At 65.4% G+C, this 14,802-nt stretch carries 14 protein-coding genes; 4 read left to right on the top strand and 10 right to left on the bottom strand.

What is annotated here, in order from left to right; genetic code table 11:
* Positions 1 to 148: 148 nt before the first annotated feature.
* Complete coding sequence (gene glnA / locus CH274_RS12880) at positions 149 to 1,585, bottom strand: type I glutamate--ammonia ligase (RefSeq protein ID WP_032368128.1); 1,437 nt, start codon at positions 1,583 to 1,585, stop codon at positions 149 to 151.
* A gap of 167 nt (positions 1,586 to 1,752) precedes the next feature.
* Between glnA and CH274_RS12875 the strand changes: the two genes are divergently transcribed.
* The gene (locus tag CH274_RS12875; RefSeq protein ID WP_032394429.1) at positions 1,753 to 2,217 is read left to right on the top strand and encodes an RDD family protein; all 465 of its coding nucleotides are present in this window, start codon (positions 1,753 to 1,755) and stop codon (positions 2,215 to 2,217) included.
* Positions 2,218 to 2,256: 39 nt separating this feature from the next.
* On the opposite strand, the gene CH274_RS12870 is transcribed toward CH274_RS12875, so the two are convergent.
* The 5 genes from CH274_RS12870 to sucB all read right to left on the bottom strand — a co-directional run bounded on the left by CH274_RS12870 (position 2,257) and on the right by sucB (position 7,720).
* Positions 2,257 to 3,012: a DUF4191 domain-containing protein gene (locus CH274_RS12870; protein ID WP_032394428.1), complete on the bottom strand. Its 756-nt coding sequence runs from the start codon at positions 3,010 to 3,012 to the stop codon at positions 2,257 to 2,259.
* A 61-nt stretch (positions 3,013 to 3,073) separates the two neighbouring features.
* Complete coding sequence (lipA, locus tag CH274_RS12865; RefSeq protein WP_176459221.1) at positions 3,074 to 4,087, bottom strand: lipoyl synthase; 1,014 nt, start codon at positions 4,085 to 4,087, stop codon at positions 3,074 to 3,076.
* Positions 4,088 to 4,097: 10 nt separating this feature from the next.
* The gene (gene lipB, locus CH274_RS12860) at positions 4,098 to 4,883 is read right to left on the bottom strand and encodes a lipoyl(octanoyl) transferase LipB (RefSeq protein WP_032394426.1); all 786 of its coding nucleotides are present in this window, start codon (positions 4,881 to 4,883) and stop codon (positions 4,098 to 4,100) included.
* A 21-nt stretch (positions 4,884 to 4,904) separates the two neighbouring features.
* Positions 4,905 to 5,795, bottom strand: coding sequence for a TIGR01777 family oxidoreductase (locus CH274_RS12855; RefSeq protein WP_032394425.1), 891 nt, complete (start codon positions 5,793 to 5,795; stop codon positions 4,905 to 4,907).
* Positions 5,796 to 5,944: 149 nt separating this feature from the next.
* Positions 5,945 to 7,720 (bottom strand): 2-oxoglutarate dehydrogenase, E2 component, dihydrolipoamide succinyltransferase, encoded by a 1,776-nt coding sequence (gene sucB, locus CH274_RS12850; protein WP_045194858.1) that lies wholly within the window; start codon positions 7,718 to 7,720, stop codon positions 5,945 to 5,947.
* A gap of 377 nt (positions 7,721 to 8,097) precedes the next feature.
* On the opposite strand from sucB, the gene CH274_RS12845 reads away from it, so the two are divergent.
* On the top strand, positions 8,098 to 8,439 hold the full coding sequence (locus tag CH274_RS12845) for a hypothetical protein (protein WP_032394423.1): 342 nt from the start codon (positions 8,098 to 8,100) through the stop codon (positions 8,437 to 8,439).
* Between the two features lie 49 nt (positions 8,440 to 8,488).
* Here the strand turns inward: CH274_RS12845 and CH274_RS12840 are convergent, their stop codons facing one another.
* Complete coding sequence (locus CH274_RS12840) at positions 8,489 to 10,012, bottom strand: leucyl aminopeptidase (RefSeq protein WP_094657654.1); 1,524 nt, start codon at positions 10,010 to 10,012, stop codon at positions 8,489 to 8,491.
* 117 nt (positions 10,013 to 10,129) lie between these two features.
* Between CH274_RS12840 and gcvT the strand changes: the two genes are divergently transcribed.
* Positions 10,130 to 11,230, top strand: coding sequence for a glycine cleavage system aminomethyltransferase GcvT (gene gcvT, locus CH274_RS12835; protein WP_094658016.1), 1,101 nt, complete (start codon positions 10,130 to 10,132; stop codon positions 11,228 to 11,230).
* 41 nt (positions 11,231 to 11,271) lie between these two features.
* A complete protein-coding gene (locus tag CH274_RS12830; RefSeq protein ID WP_032394421.1) occupies positions 11,272 to 12,375 on the top strand; it encodes a branched-chain amino acid aminotransferase in 1,104 nt (367 codons plus the stop codon).
* On the opposite strand, the gene CH274_RS12825 is transcribed toward CH274_RS12830, so the two are convergent.
* From CH274_RS12825 to cobU, 3 genes are read right to left on the bottom strand one after another with little or no spacing between them, the layout of a single operon-like run.
* Positions 12,372 to 13,133, bottom strand: a complete 762-nt coding sequence (locus CH274_RS12825; protein ID WP_094657653.1) for an adenosylcobinamide-GDP ribazoletransferase — start codon at positions 13,131 to 13,133, stop codon at positions 12,372 to 12,374. The genes CH274_RS12830 and CH274_RS12825 overlap by 4 nt on opposite strands.
* 2 nt (positions 13,134 to 13,135) lie before the next feature.
* A complete protein-coding gene (cobT, locus tag CH274_RS12820) occupies positions 13,136 to 14,227 on the bottom strand; it encodes a nicotinate-nucleotide--dimethylbenzimidazole phosphoribosyltransferase (RefSeq protein WP_373453930.1) in 1,092 nt (363 codons plus the stop codon).
* 2 nt (positions 14,228 to 14,229) lie between these two features.
* On the bottom strand, positions 14,230 to 14,799 hold the full coding sequence (cobU, locus tag CH274_RS12815; RefSeq protein ID WP_094657651.1) for a bifunctional adenosylcobinamide kinase/adenosylcobinamide-phosphate guanylyltransferase: 570 nt from the start codon (positions 14,797 to 14,799) through the stop codon (positions 14,230 to 14,232).
* Positions 14,800 to 14,802 lie beyond the last annotated feature (3 nt).

Genomic DNA, 14,802 nt, shown 5'->3' with positions numbered 1-14,802 from the left:
CGGATAAATACCTTTACCCTCCGTGCCAACTATCAAACGCCGACCGGTCCGGATTTTTTGCCGATCTGCACGAGAATTCGGCGGCGAAGAACGCGAAACGCCCGGCCGAAAAGATTCGGCCGGGCGTTGTCGATGAGAAATCAGACGATCACACGTCGTAGTACAGCGAGAACTCGTACGGGTGCGGACGCAGGTTCACCGGAGCGATTTCCTGCTCACGCTTGAGCGAGATCCAGGTCTCGATCAGGTCGGTCGTGAACACGCCACCCTCGGTGAGGTAGTCGTGATCGGCCTCGAGACGGTCGATGACCGCGTTCAGCGAGGTCGGTGCCTGAGGAATGTTCTTGGCTTCCTCGGGCGGCAACTCGTAGAGATCCTTGTCGACCGGTGCCATCGGCTCGATCTTGTTCTTGATTCCGTCCAGACCGGCCATCATCTGAGCGGCGAAGTTCAGGTACGGGTTGCCCGAGGAGTCCGGCGCACGGAACTCGAGGCGCTTGGCCTTCGGGTTGTTGCCGGTGATCGGGATACGAACCGCGGCGGAGCGGTTGCGCTGGCTGTAGACCAAGTTGATGGGGGCTTCGTAGCCCGGCACCAGACGGTGGTACGAGTTGATCGTCGGGTTGGTGAACGCCAACAGCGACGGTGCGTGGTGCAGGATGCCGCCGATGTAGTGGCGCGCGAGATCCGACAGTCCGGCGTATCCGGCCTCGTCGTGGAAGAGAGGCTTGCCGTCCTTCCACAGCGACTGGTGCACGTGCATACCCGAGCCGTTGTCGCCGAAGAGCGGCTTCGGCATGAACGTTGCCGACTTGCCGTTCTGCCATGCGGTGTTCTTGACGATGTACTTGAACAGCTGCAGGTCGTCTGCCGCACGAAGCAGCGTGTTGAACTTGTAGTTGATCTCCTGCTGGCCGCCGGTGCCCACCTCGTGGTGCGCACGCTCGAGCTCGAAGCCGGCGTTCTGCAGGTTGGTGGAGATCTGGTCGCGCAGGTCGACGTAGTGGTCGTACGGAGCGACGGGGAAGTAGCCACCCTTGAAACGCACCTTGTACCCGAGGTTCGGGCTGCCGTCGGCCTCGGTCTCGGCTCCGGTGTTCCACCAACCCGAGGACGAATCGACCTCGTAGAACGCACCGTTCGCCTGCGAATCGAAGCGCACGGAATCGAAGATGTAGAACTCTGCCTCGGCACCGAAGTACGCGGTGTCTGCGATGCCGGTGCTGGCCAGGTACTCCTCGGCCTTACGGGCAACGTTGCGCGGGTCGCGGCTGTAGGCCTCACGCGTGAACGGATCGTGAACGAAGAAGTCGATGTTCAGCGTCTTGGCATTGCGGAAGGGATCGACCTGAGCGGTGGCGTAGTCCGGAAGCAGAATCATGTCGGACTCGTGGATCGACTGGAAGCCGCGGACCGACGAACCGTCGAACGCGAGGCCGTCCTCGAGCGTGTCTGCCGTGAACGCCTTGGCGGCGATCGAGAAGTGCTGCTGTGCACCCGGCAAATCCGTGAACCGGATGTCGACGTATTCGATTCCTTCATCTGCGATGAACTTGATGACCTCTTGGGCCGTGGAAAACGCCACGCTTTTGCTCCTTTGTTGAGTCCGTCAACCTGACGGTATGGACTTGGTGTTGCCCGCCCGTCAAGCTCGTGTTTCGCCCGTGTTACGCGTCCTGGCTCACGACTGGCACGGACAACAGTACGTCCAGGTGTTTTCCCGTGTGCCCGACCGCGCCTATCCTGGAAATCATGGCACGAATGACAGGGTCCTGGTTGTCCGGACCGGCCTCCGCGAACCCACGTGAACCCCAGAACTTCCGCGGGGAGGAGTTGGGCCTACCGCAGCAGGGTGTCGGCGCGTTGGCAGGTACCGGACGCCGGGTTCTCGCGTTGGTGCTCGATTGGACGATGGCCACCGGCGTGGCATCGCTCGTTCTCGGTGGATACACCACGAGCGGACTGATCTCGACGATCGTGCTGGCCGTGTGGTTCGGCGTCGGACTGGTGAGCGTCTCGCTGTTCTCGTTCACCCCGGGGCAATTCATCGCCGGTATCCAGGTGGCACGCATCGACGCACCCGCGCGGGTCGGCTTCGTGCGCGCGCTCGTTCGGCAGCTCATCCTGCTGTTCGTGGTGCCGGCCGTCGTCACCGACATGGACGGCCGGGGAATGCATGATCGTGCAACGGGAACAGCCCTGCTGCGAACCCGCTGAGGGTCTGCGCACCAGGGCTGTTCGAGCGGTCGTGAGTTGTCAGCGGCGCTTCATGGTCCGCTGAACGCCCTTCATCTTGGCTCCGCCGGGAATGGGTCCCTTCGGCATGGCAGGTCCACCCTTGGTGCCCAGAGCCGAGAGTCGCGACTCGATGGTGTCCATGCGCTTGCCGTCGATGTTCTTCGGCAACTTCGACAGGTACTTCTGCAGACCCGAGAGCGGAATCTGGTTCTCTTCGTTTCCGACGATGATGTCGTAGATCGGAGTGTCGCCCACCAGGCGGGCGGTCTTCTTCTTCTCCTGAGCCAACAGTGACTTCACGCGATGCGGTGCACCCTCGGCAACGAGAATGACACCGGGCTTGCCGATAACACGATGCACGGCGTCGAGGTGGGTGGTTCCGGCGATCGCATTGGTCACCCGCCACGACCCCTGCAGGTTGTCCAGCGCCCATGCAGCCGCGCCTGCCTGCCCGTCTGCCTTCTTGTACACCGACTTCTGCACACGGCGACCGAAGATGATGAACGCAACCAGGACGCCCAGGAGCAGTCCGATGGGGAGCAGGAACCACTGGAAACCGAAGGCCAGGCCGATGAGGAACCCGAGGAGTCCGAGCCCGACCACCGACCCGATCATCAGCGGAAGGAGTGCCTTGTCGTCCTTGCGCTGCATCTGAAACGCCTGCCAGAGCTGCTTGCGCCGTTCCCTCGATGCCTGCTTGCGCGCCGCTTTCGCAGCCGCCTTTGCTTCCTTGCTGGGCTTTGCTGCTTTGCCAGCCTTACTGCCGTTCGCCATACCTCACAGGATACGTGCTGTGCCGACGCTCACGTGCACCGCGCCGGGTTGGCAGAAAGGATCAGCGAGCCGCCAGACGCGCCATCAGCGAACTGGCCTCCTGAGAGGCTTCGCCACCGTCGGTCAGGTGACTCATGCTCTCGGGAAGTTCACGGCCGTGATGAGCCATGGCCTGCGCGTAGAGGCGTCCGGCGCGGTAGGAGGAGCGGACCAACGGCCCGGCCAGCACACCCGCGAAACCGATTTCGGTTGCGTAATCGGAGTGCTCGACGAACTCCTCCGGCTTGACCCAACGCTCGACCGGATGGTGGCGCGGCGACGGGCGCAGGTACTGGGTGATGGTCAGGATGTCGCAACCGGCCTCGTGCAGGTCGCGAATGGCTTCCTGCACCTCTTCGGGCGTCTCACCCATGCCGAGGATCAGGTTGGACTTGGTGACAAGACCGTCGTCGCGGGCCGCGGTGATGACGTCCATCGACCGCTGGTATCGGAACGCGGGACGGATGCGCTTGAAGATGCGCGGCACCGTCTCGACGTTGTGGGCCAGCACCTCGGGACGCGACGAGAACACCTCGGCCAACTGATCGGGCTTGGCGTTGAAATCCGGGATCAGAAGTTCGACGCCGGTGTTCGGATTGAGCTTCTTGATGTATCGAACCGTTTCGGCGTACAGCCACGCGCCGCCGTCCTCGAGATCGTCCCGAGCCACGCCGGTGATCGTGGAGTAACGCAGACCCATGGCCTGCACGCTCTCGGCGACCCGGCGGGGCTCGTCACGATCGAGATCCTCCGGCTTGCCGGTGTCGATCTGACAGAAATCGCACCGGCGGGTGCATTGCTCACCGCCGATGAGGAAGGTCGCTTCGCGATCCTCCCAGCACTCGTAGATATTGGGGCAGCCGGCTTCCTCGCACACCGTGTGCAGACCTTCACGCTTCACAAGACCTTTGAGCTCGGTGTACTCCGGGCCCATCTTGGCTTTGGTCTTGATCCAATTGGGTTTGCGTTCGATGGGGGTCTCCGCGTTTCGGATCTCGAGGCGGAGCAGCTTGCGTCCTTCTGGGGCCACAGTCACAGAAACGATGCTACGCGCCGAAGCGAACCGTGGTGAACTGCGGGTTGACAGACGCGCCGTTCGGCGACGGATGCTCGATCTCGTGATCCTGTACGGACAACGATCCGTCCAGCGCGGCAAGAACGGCCTCGGTGACCGCAGCGATGACCTCACCTGTGCCGACCTCTCGGCCGAGCTCCAGCGACAGCGACGTCACACCGGCATCGGCGATGCCACACGGCACGATCGCGTCGAAACCGGTCATGGCCGCGTTGCAGTTCAGTGAGAAGCCGTGCAGGGTGACCCCGCGTTGCACGCGGACCCCGATTGCAGCGATCTTGCGTTCGGGCAGCCACGTTCCGTCGCGGGTCTCGGCGGCGAGCCATACCCCGGATCTACCGTCCACGCGGCCGCAGGAAATACCGTAGGCAGACACCACGGAGATCAGCGCCTCTTCGATGCGACGTACGTATCTGACGACGTCGATGGGCTGCGCCAGCTTGACGATGGGATAGCCCACCAATTGACCGGGGCCGTGCCAGGTGATCTTGCCGCCACGGTCCACCTCGACGACGGGCGTACCGTCTCGCGGCATGTCCTCCTCGGACGTGCGTCGACCCGCGGTGTAGACCGACGGATGTTCGAGCAACAACAGGGTGTCGGACCCGATGTCGTCCGCTCGGGCACCGGCCAGTTCGCGCTGCAGCGCCCAGGCCTCGGTGTACTCGACGGTGCCCAACTCGCGCACCACGACCGGCTCGGTGCTCGCGCGCGCCGATACCGGAACCTGGACCGTGGGAGAGTTCGCGTCACTCATGAATCGAAACGGTACGCCGAGTCACTTACCGACAGCTACCCGCAGTGCCTCCCCGATCGTGTTGTGCTCGAAGGCGTACCCGGCGTCCTCCAATGCCTTCGGGATCGCCCTCGGCCCGGTCAGGATCGCCTCCTCGGCGAACTCTCCGATCACGGCCTTCAACGCGAAGCCGGGCACAACCCATGGGGCCGGTCGATGTACCGCTCGCGACATCGCACTGTTGAACTGGGCGTTGGTCACCGGAGTGGGGCCGACCATGTTGACCGGTCCCCGGAGTGCGTCGTTTTCGATGCCGTGCACGATGGCCCCGATCTCGTCCTCCAACGAAATCCACGGGAAATACTGACGGCCGCTGCCCAACCGCCCGCCGAGGGCGAACAGGTACAGCGGTCGAAGCTTGCCCAGCATGCCGCCGCGCTGCGACAGCACCACACCGCTGCGCAGAAGGATGGTTCGGACACCGGCCTCCGACGCCTTCGACGTTGCGTTCTCCCAGTCGCGACAGACCTCGGCCAGAAATCCCTCACCGACCGGTGCGCTCTCGTCGACCACCCGGTCGCCGGTGTCGCCGTAGAAATTGACGCCGCTGGCATTGATCAAGGTGGGGACCCCGGCGTCGGCCGCAGCCGCAGCGAGTACCTCGGTCGGGGCGATGCGACTGTCTCGTACCAACTGCTTGTATGCACCGGACCATCTCTTGTCGCCGATACCGACGCCGCAGAGGTTGACGATGGCGTCGGCACCGTCGAGCGTGGCCGCGTCGATGCTGCCGCGCGACGGATCCCACTGGGACTCGTCCGGTCCGGCAGGCGTGCGTCGAACGAGCCGGGTGACGTCGTGGCTACGACCCCGCAGTGCTGCGACGAGAGCGGTGCCGATCAATCCTGATGAACCTGCAATGACTACGCGCATGTGAACGAAAGCCTCCTTGACGCAAACGGGGCATCATTCGCGAACGAATGATGCCCCGGATGCACGGTTCGTGCCCCTCTTTTCGAGACTCCGATGCGAATGTTTCGCGCTCTCACCAGAATACGTGAGCGGCGCGATTCGCCGGTTGCCTACAGGCCGAGATCGGCCTCGAACGACGCAACTTCGAGACGCTGCTTGATCGTCGTGAGGAAGCGACCCGCGTCGGCCCCGTCCACCAGACGGTGGTCGTACGTCAGCGGCAGGTAGCACATCGAGCGAACACCGATCGACTCGTTGCCCGAGTCGTCCTTGACGACGACCGGACGCTTGACGATCGCTCCGGTGCCCAGCATGGCCGCCTGTGGCGGAACCAGGATCGGGGTGTCGAACAACGCGCCCTGGCTGCCGATGTTGGTGATGGTGAACGTTCCACCGGACAGCTCGTCGGGCTTGAGTCCACCCGAGCGTGCACGAGTGGCGATGTCGTTGATCGCCCGAGCCAGTCCGGCGAGCGACAGGTCGCCCGCATTGTGGATGACGGGGGAGAGCAGACCCTGCTCGGTGTCCACGGCGATACCGAGGTGGACGTCGGCGTGGTAGGTGATCTCCTTGGCGTCCTCGTTGATGCTCGCGTTGACGTTGGGGTGCGCCTTGAGAGCCTCGACGACGGCCTTGGCGAAGAACGGCAGGTACGTCAGGTTGACGCCCTCGTTCTCGGCGAACTTCGCCTTCGCCTTGGTACGCAGACCGGCGATCTTCGTCACGTCGACCTCGAAGGTCTGCGTCAGCTGTGCGGAAGTCTGCAGGGACTCACGCGTCTTCTTCGCGGTGATCTGACGAATCCGGTTGATCTTCTGCGTGGTTCCGCGAAGATGCGCGAGCTCGGGGCGAACACCAGCGGTCGCCGGGGCAGCGGGCTTGGATTCGGCGGCGGGTGCAGCAGCGGCGGCCGGTGCTGCCGGAGCCTTCTTGGCCTCGGCTGCGGCGAGCACGTCCTGCTTGCGGATGCGGCCACCGACACCGGTGCCCTTCACGGTCGACAGATCGACGTCGTTGTCCGACGCCAGCTTGCGCACCAGGGGAGTGACGTACGGGCTGGAATCACCCGACGGTGCCGACTCCTTGGCGGGAGCAGCCTTGGGTGCCTCCTGCTTGGGCTCCGGCTTCGGCTCGGCCTTCGGGGCTTCCTGCTTGGGAGCCTCCTTCTTCGGCTCTTCCTTCTTCGGCTCTTCGGCCTTCGGGGCCTCGGGCTCCGGGGTGGCCTCGGGCTCGGGGGCCTTCTCGGCGGGCGATCCCGAACCGATGACGGCGAGCTGGCCACCGACGGCGACCGTGTCGTCTTCCTCTGCGGAGATCTCGAGCAGAGTTCCGGCGACCGGAGACGGGATCTCGGTGTCGACCTTGTCGGTGGAGACCTCGAGCAGCGGCTCGTCGACAGCAACCTCGTCACCGACGGCCTTGAGCCATCGAGTCACGGTGCCTTCGGTGACGGACTCGCCCAGCTCGGGCATCGTGACCGGCGTGCCGGATCCGGACGAGTCGGACGATGCACTCGCTGCGGGTGCCTCCTCCTCGGCCTGCGGCTCTGGTTCGGCAGCGGGAGTGGGCTCCTCGGCAGCTTCCTCGGGCGCAGCTTCCTCGGCGGGCGCGGAGTCCTCGGCCGGTGCGTCGGACGAGGGGGCCTCGCCTGCGTCACCGATCTGGGCGAGCTCGCCACCGATCTCGACGGTGTCGTCTTCCTGAGCGACGATCTTGGTCAGAACACCGGCTGCAGGCGACGGGATCTCGGTATCGACCTTGTCCGTGGAGACTTCGAGCAATGGCTCGTCGACTTCGACGGTGTCGCCTTCTTGTTTGAGCCACCTCGTGACAGTTCCCTCGGTGACGCTCTCACCAAGAGCTGGCATCTGGACGGAGAAGGCCATGTCTGTTGACTCCTCGACAGTTGTGTGCGGGTGATGTAGTTCGACGACTCGTGGTCGCAGACCATTGTGCTGGCGGAACAGGGTTCATGGACGAGAGTTGCGTGATTCGGTTCGACGGGGGCGCCGGTGCACACGGCACCGATCGAGCGTGCTCGGCTCGACACAGCGCCCACGTAGACACTCCCTCTCGGCAATTCACTTACTCACTTCACGAGCCTTGGTTCACTATCAAGAGAGCTGAACCCTCTAATGTCATCCTTCCATTGTTATCGCCTCGCCGTTCCCCTAGGGCGTGCAACACGCCTGGCAAACTGGCGGGTAACAAAATTCCGGTACCAGAACCGGTGACCCATCGGCCGTACGAAAAGGATGTTCTCGTGGGATTGTTCGATCGACTCAAGCGAAGCGGTGGGGGCGCGAAACGGGCTCCGGAAGGGTCGGTTGCCCAGTACCTGGCCGATTGGACCGACGCGCGAATCGGTGTCGAGGCCTACGTCGAGCCGAAGACGACCGTGACCCCGCTGACCGTCGTACTGGTCGCGAACGACGGCGAATGGACCCGTCGGCCGCTCGATGAAAAATATGTACGAAAGATCGGATCCGACCTGAAGATCCCGGTGTACGACGTGCGCAAGACCGGCTACCCCCAGCGCATGCGCGATCACGACGCCCGCCAGAAGGTCATCAGGAAGCGCGAACAGCAGCAACGCGATCTCTGACCTGGCCCGTGCGTGCGGACGCCGAATCCGCACGCACGGACTCTCGTGATCAGCCGTTCTCGACGATGTCCTCCAGGACCGCGAACATCGTCCGTACGGGAACGCCGGTGCCGCCCTTGCCGGTGTACCCGAAGGGGCCACCGGTGTTGTACGCCGGGCCCGCGACGTCGATGTGAGCCCATTCGACGCCGTCGGCGACGAATTCTTTCAAGAACAAAGCGGCAGCGAGCATTCCACCGGCCCGGCCGTTGGTGACGTTCGCCAGATCGGCCACCTTGGAATCGAGTTCGCGTCGAATCTCCTTCGGCAACGGCATCGCCCACGCGTTTTCGCCGATGGCTTGGGAGATCTCCGCGACGCGGTCGCGGAAGTCCTCGGTGCCCATGACTCCCGGCGTTCGATTGCCGAGCGCGACCACCTGAGCTCCGGTCAGAGTCGCGGTGTCGATGAGGTAATCCGGATCGTCCTCGCAGGCCCGCACGATCGCGTCGGCGAGTACCAGGCGGCCTTCGGCGTCGGTGTTGATGACCTCGACGGTGATGCCGCCGTACTGGGTCAGTACATCGCCCGGACGCTGCGCAGTGCCCGACGGCATGTTCTCGGCCATCGGCACCGTCGCGATGACGTCCAGTGGCAGATCGACCTTCGCGGCCAGGATCACCGTCGCGATGACCGCAGCGGCACCGCCCATGTCGGAGGTCATGTTCTCCATGCCCGCAGCGGGTTTGATGGAGATGCCGCCGGTGTCGAACGTGATTCCCTTGCCCACCAGGGCGACCTTCTTCGCGCCCCGCTTCCCACCCGAGTGCGTCAGGCGAACAAGCCGCGGCAGGCGCGAAGAACCCTTGCCGACGCCGTGAATGCCGCCGTAGCCGTCCTTCTCCAGTGCCTTGTCGTCCATGATCTCGACCTTCAGGCCCGCTGCCGTGCCGAGGGCCTTGGCCTGCGCGGCGAACTCCTCGGGGTAGAGGTGGCTCGGCGGGGTGTTGACGAAATCGCGTGCTACGGCGACGGATTCGGCGATGGCGAGCGATCGTGCCAGCTCGTTCTTGGCGTCCTTGGAGCGGGTGTCGGGAACGAGCAACTCGACGCGCGCGAGTGGGAGCGCGTCGGACTTCGGTGCCGAGAGTGCCGATTTGAACTCGGTGAACTGATACGCGCCGAGAAAGAACCCTTCTGCGGCGGCACCGAGATCGAGCGCCGACAACGTGGTCGCTGCAGTGTCGACCCCCTTGAGCGAGCGTGCCGCGGTACCGGCCGACTGCCGGATCCGCTCGCTGTCGATGTCGGCGGCGCTGCCGAGGCCGACCGCCAGCACGCTGTCCACCGACAGGCCGGACGGCGCCGGAATGCGCACCAGCTCGTCGGCCTTTCCGGTGGCACCGACGGATTCGAAGGCGTCGAGTAGCGCAGCGGCGACGGCGTCGTCGGAAATGTCGTCGGTGATGGCGAGTTCGAGGCCGTCGTCACTGGTGCTCAGCGCGACTACGAGAACGTCGACTTTCTTGCCGAGCTTGCCCGCGAGGACCAGGTCGGGTCCGAGAGTGCGGGAAGGCGTCGAGGGTGAAGGCACGTGGCTGCTCCTGTAGGGGTTGACGTGTACGTACCTCGATCCTAGTGACGACGCGTCGAGGGACGCAGTCGGTCTGCCGGGCCCGCTACGGCCGCGATGTGAGCTAGCGTGACCGCCATGACCGACACCGAGCTGATCGAGGGACCACTTCACGCCGTGCACACCGAATTGGGCGCGACGTTCGCACCTTTCGGCGGCTGGACGATGCCGGTGTCGTACGCCGGAGTCGTCGTCGAGCACACGGCGGTGCGAGAAGCCGTCGGCCTGTTCGATGTGGGGCATCTCGGCAAGGCGTCGGTGACCGGGCCCGGAGCCGCCGCGTTCGTGAACTCCGTGCTCACCAACGATCTGGACCGAATCGAACCGGGCAAGGCGCAGTACACGTTGTGCTGCACCGAATCCGGCGGTGTCGTCGACGACCTGATCGCGTACTACGTCTCGGACGAGAACGTCTTTCTGGTGCCGAACGCAGCCAACACTGCGGCCGTCGTCGCGGCGATGGCCGAGCAGGCACCCGAAGGCGTGTCGGTGGTGAACCAGCACCGAGACTTCGGAGTGCTGGCCGTGCAGGGACCGAAATCGAGCGAGGTCCTGCAGGAGCTGGGCCTGCCGACCGACATGGACTACATGGCGTTCGAGGACGCCACCTGGAATTCGGTGGCGGTGCGGGTCTGCCGGACCGGATACACCGGCGAACACGGCTACGAGCTCGTTCCCCCCGCCGGAGATGTGGAACCTCTCTTTCGGGCACTCGTTGCTGCAGTGCGATCGCGCGGAGGGCAGGTGTGCGGGCTCGGCGCACGCGATACGTTGCGCACCGAGATGGGGTACCCGCTGCACGGACACGAACTGGCACTGGACATCTCGCCGCTCGAGGCGCGCTGCGGCTGGGCGATCGGGTGGAAGAAGGATGCGTTCTGGGGCAAGGAAGCACTGTCCGCCGAGAAGGCGAGCGGGCCGGCGCGCGTACTGCGCGGACTGAAGGCCCTCGACCGCGGTGTTCTGCGCCCCGGTCTCACCGTGCGTGTGTCGGGGCAGGACATCGGGACGACGACCTCCGGAACGTTCTCGCCGTCGCTGAAGATCGGAATCGCCCTCGCCCTGCTCGACGCGCAAGCCGCTCCGGAGGTGGGCACGGAGGTCGAGGTCGACGTTCGTGGGCGAGCGTTGCGCTGCGAAGTGGTCGCGCTGCCGTTCGTCGCAGCGAAGACCAGGTGACCGCGCGAGAGCGCAGCGACCTTGACGATAGTATCTCCGGCATGACAGGTGTTTCCGAGTTCGCGTACGTGCAGCATCCTTCTCCCGCCACTCCGGTGGAGCGCGACGCGGTGCTCGCTGCACCCGGTTTCGGAAAGCACTTCACCGACCACATGGTGTACATCGACTACACCCGTGACGGCGGATGGCACGATGCGACGATCGCGCCCTACGGACCGATCGAGCTCGACCCGGCCGCGATGGTGCTGCACTACGGCCAGGCCATCTTCGAGGGACTCAAGATCTACCGTCAGCCGAACGGCGACCTCTCGACCTTCCGGGTGCACTCCAACGCCGAGCGCTTCCGCTCGTCCGCCCGCCGCCTGGCGATGCCGGAGTTGCCGGACGAGCTGTTCATCGGATCGATCGAGAAGCTTCTCGAATTCGACCACGAGTGGGTCCCCGCAGCAGGCGGCGAAGACGCGCTGTACGTCCGGCCGTACATGTTCTCCACCGAGGCCGGGCTGGGCGTGCGCCCCGCCGACTCGTACCGCTACATGTTGATCGCCTCGCCCGCCGGCGCGTACTTCCCTCGAGGCGTCAAGCCGGTGAGCGTCTGGCTGTCCACCGAATACGTCCGGGCGGCGCCGGGCGGGACCGGTGCGGCGAAATTCGCCGGCAACTACGCCGCATCGCTTCTGGCGCAAGCACAGGCCAGCGACGAGGGATGCGATCAGGTGGTCTGGCTCGACGCCACCGAGCGCCGCTACGTCGAGGAAATGGGCGGTATGAACCTGTTCTTCGTCTTCGGCTCGGGCTCCGATGCACGCCTGGTGACCCCGTCGCTGTCCGGATCGCTTCTGCCCGGCATCACCCGCGACTCGCTGCTGGCCCTGGCGACCGACGCAGGCATCCCCGTCGAAGAGCGGCGGATCTCCACCGAGGAGTGGCGCAAGGGTGCCGACTCCGGCGAGATCACCGAGGTGTTCGCCTGCGGCACAGCAGCCGTCATCACACCGGTGGGCAGCGTCAAGTCCACCGAGGGCACGTTCGAGATCGCAGGCGGTGAGCCCGGCGAGATCACTCTCGCACTACGTGACACGCTCACCGGCATTCAGCGCGGAACGTTCGCCGATACTCACGGCTGGATGACCACGCTCCGCTAGCTCCCCAGGAGCAGGCCGACCGCGGCCAGTGCGGTGGTGGTCTCGATTCCGGCTCCGAGCACGTCGCCGGAGAGCCCGCCGAAGCGTCGGACGCAGTGACGAGTGAGAATCACCGCGACGGCGAGTGCGGCGATCACCACCAGCGCTCCCTGCCACGGTCGGTCGGGCAAAATGTACGTGAACATGGCCGTTGCCACGCCTGTCCACAACGCCACCACCGCGGTCGACTGAGTGCCTGCCACCAGCGCGCCGAAGCCGCTCGGTGTCGCCGCGTCGATCCCTCGGCGGCACGCGACCACTGCCGACACCCGTGCGATCACCGAGACGCACACGATGGCCCACCACATGTGCAACTGCGCGAGCTGGCCCAGGCTTGCGGCCTGTATCCCCAACACCAGAACGAGTGCTGCCACACCGAACGGGCCTGCACTGCCGGATTTCATGACTTCTCGCGCGCGCTCGGGAGGCCCGTAGCAGCCAAGTCCGTCTGCGGTGTCGGCCAAGCCGTCGAGATGCATACCCCGGGTGAGCAATGCCGAGGCGCCGACGGCGATCAGTCCGCCGAGCAGCGGCGACAGTCCGGCCGCGATCGACACCCACAGCAGCGCGGCGGAGATGCCACCGAGGGCGAGGCCGACGAGCGGCGCGAACGCGATCGCGCGGCCCGCGGAGTGTCTGTCGACGTTCTCCGGGCCGCGCACGGGCAGTACCGTCAGCCAGGAGAACGCGAGCAATACTCCATCGGCGCGCCTGCTCACGGTCAGGGATTTTCGGTACTGCTGTGGCCTTCGCTGTCGCCGGTGCTGACCCCGGCGTCGGCGAAGGTCGCCATCGAATTCAGGGTGCCGACACCCGCACGAACCAGAGGCAACGCCGCCAGCGCACCCGAGCCCTCGCCGAGACGCATCTCGAGCTCCACGAGCGGTTCGAGACGCAAGTGCCGCAACGCAAGTGAATGGGCAGGCTCGGCCGAACGATGTCCGGCCACCCACCAGTTGCGCGCTCCGGCCGCTGCATCCTCGGCCACCAGAGCGGCCGCGGTCACCACGAGGCCGTCCAGAATCACCGGGGTTCGCCGATGCGCAGCCTGGGCGAGAAAGCCGGCGAGAGCCGCGATGTCGGCACCGCCCGCGACCCGGAGCAGGTCGGTGGGGTTCTTCGCGACCGGACGAGCCCTACGCATCGCATCCCGGATCGCCGCGGTCTTCCTGATCCACCCCGCATCGTCGATTCCGGTGCCGCGGCCGACAGCGGCAACCGGTTCGGTGTCGGTCAGGGTGGCGATCAAAACCGTTGCAGGAGTGGTGTTTCCGATGCCCATGTCGCCTGCGATGAGAAGATCCGCGCCGGCGTCGACTTCCTCGTCGGCGATGGCGGCTCCGGCAGCGACGGCGGCCCGAACCTCGTCCTCGGTCAGCGCGTCCTCGCGGTCGATGGATCCGCTGGACCGTCGAATCTTGAACGCGGACACGGAAGAATCGGTATCGGCGTCGACTGCGATGTCGACGACCCGAACCGCCGCACCGGCGATATCGGCGAGCACAGTCACCGCGGCACCGCCGGCGCGGATGTTCTCGACCATCTGGGCCGTGACCTCGGGAGGGTAGGCGGAGACCCCGTGCGCAGCGACGCCGTGATCGCCGGCGAAGACGACGACACGCACTCGTTCGAGAGACCGCGGCGGGCAGGCGTCCTGGCAGGCCGCGATCCACTCACCGAGCGTCTCGAGGCGACCGAGGCTGCCGGCGGGCTTGGTCAATTCCCGTTGCCGGTCCGCCGCAGCCGATCGAGCCGAGTCCGACGGAGCCGTCACCGGACGAAACGGCGTCGCCGAATCCTCTTCCGAAAGAATTGTCACACTGTGCCTTTCGCGGTTGTGAAGTCCGCCGGAGGTTCCTTGAGGGTCAGCGCGAGTCCCGCAACGACCAGCAGAACCCTGTCACACACTGTCGCGAGCCGAGAATTGAGCAAGCCCAGCTCGTCTCGGAAGAGGCGACCGGAACGGGATTCGGGCACCACGGACAGGCCGACCTCGGGGCTGACGAGTACGAGAGGCGACGCGCATCGCGCGATCGCCCCGACCAGGTCGTCGACTGCCGGTGCGACGGTGCCGCGGGGGAGCTCCCAGGCCTGCGCGTCGTCGAGCATTCCCGTCAGCCACGTTCCGAGGTCGTCGACGACGGTGGTGCCGTCCCACGGCTGCGCGATGACACCGGCCAGTGACGTGACGGTTTCGACGGTGGACCAGTGATTGGGTCTCGACGCGCGATGAAGGTCGATACGGCGTTGCCAGTCCTCGTCGGTGGCGTCCCGCCTACCGGTGGCGAGGTAGCGAACCGGCTCGAGAACGGCAAGCGATTCGGCGTGCCCGGACTTGCCGGATCTGGCCCCACCGAGCACGAGAGTTCGAGTCGGTACGCCCACCGA

It is taken from the genome of Rhodococcus sp. 06-418-5, assembly GCF_002258285.1.
Taxonomy (GTDB): Bacteria; Actinomycetota; Actinomycetes; order Mycobacteriales; family Mycobacteriaceae; genus Rhodococcoides.
The sequence above is the reverse complement of the archived record's forward strand: the minus strand, read 5'-3'. Positions and strand labels throughout refer to the sequence as shown.

Bases quoted from the DNA above. Each gene is read 5' to 3' on its own strand.
- CH274_RS12875 (WP_032394429.1), top strand. From the start codon at position 1,753: ATGGCACGAATGACAGGGTCCTGGTTGTCCGGACCGGCCTCCGCGAAC.
- CH274_RS12870 (WP_032394428.1), bottom strand. From the start codon at position 3,012: ATGGCGAACGGCAGTAAGGCTGGCAAAGCAGCAAAGCCCAGCAAGGAA.
- lipB (WP_032394426.1), bottom strand. From the start codon at position 4,883: ATGAGTGACGCGAACTCTCCCACGGTCCAGGTTCCGGTATCGGCGCGC.
- CH274_RS12855 (WP_032394425.1), bottom strand. From the start codon at position 5,795: ATGCGCGTAGTCATTGCAGGTTCATCAGGATTGATCGGCACCGCTCTC.
- sucB (WP_045194858.1), bottom strand. From the start codon at position 7,720: ATGGCCTTCTCCGTCCAGATGCCAGCTCTTGGTGAGAGCGTCACCGAG.
- gcvT (WP_094658016.1), top strand. From the start codon at position 10,130: ATGACCGACACCGAGCTGATCGAGGGACCACTTCACGCCGTGCACACC.
- CH274_RS12830 (WP_032394421.1), top strand. From the start codon at position 11,272: ATGACAGGTGTTTCCGAGTTCGCGTACGTGCAGCATCCTTCTCCCGCC.